Annotated in this window: 1 protein-coding gene; it reads left to right on the forward strand. The window is 72.5% G+C overall.

The features are described 5' to 3' along the window. Positions 1-35 precede the first annotated feature (35 nt). Positions 36-506, forward strand: a 471-nt coding sequence (locus R5H29_RS00135; protein ID WP_332328535.1) for an SCO family protein, incomplete at its 3' end; no start/stop codon positions are given.

The following is a 506-nucleotide window of genomic DNA, read 5'->3' on the forward strand; positions in this document are numbered from 1 at the left end:
ACCGCGCCGGTGCGGCCGCTCGGGGCGGGCGGCAAGTGACCGGGCTGCTGCAGCGGTTCTGGATTGTGGCGGCCGGGGTGCTGGGGGCGCTTGCGCTGGCGCTGTTCCTGGTCGGGCGGGGCGCGGAGAGCGGCGGCGCGCCGGCGATCGGTGGGCCGGCGATCGGTGGGCCGTTCCGTCTGCAGGACGGGTCCGGGCAGGCGGTGACGGAGGCGTCGTTCCGCGGGCGCTTCATGGTGGTCTATTTCGGCTACACGCATTGCCCGGATGTGTGCCCGGCGACGCTCGGCAATCTGGCCGCTTCACTCGACAGGCTGCCGGAGGCGGCGCGGGCCCGGGTGGCGCCGGTGTTCATAACGGTGGATCCGGCGCGGGACACGTCGTCGGTGATGCGGGACTACGCGCACGCGTTCGGGCCGGGTTTCACCGGCCTGTCCGGGGATGCGGCGGCGGTGGAGGCTGCCGCGCATGCCTACAAGGTTTACGCGAAGAAGCATCCGCTGAAA

Origin of the sequence: Stenotrophomonas sp. A3_2 (assembly GCF_036624925.1) — a bacterium.
Classification (GTDB): Bacteria; Pseudomonadota; Gammaproteobacteria; order Xanthomonadales; family Xanthomonadaceae; genus Stenotrophomonas; species Stenotrophomonas hibiscicola.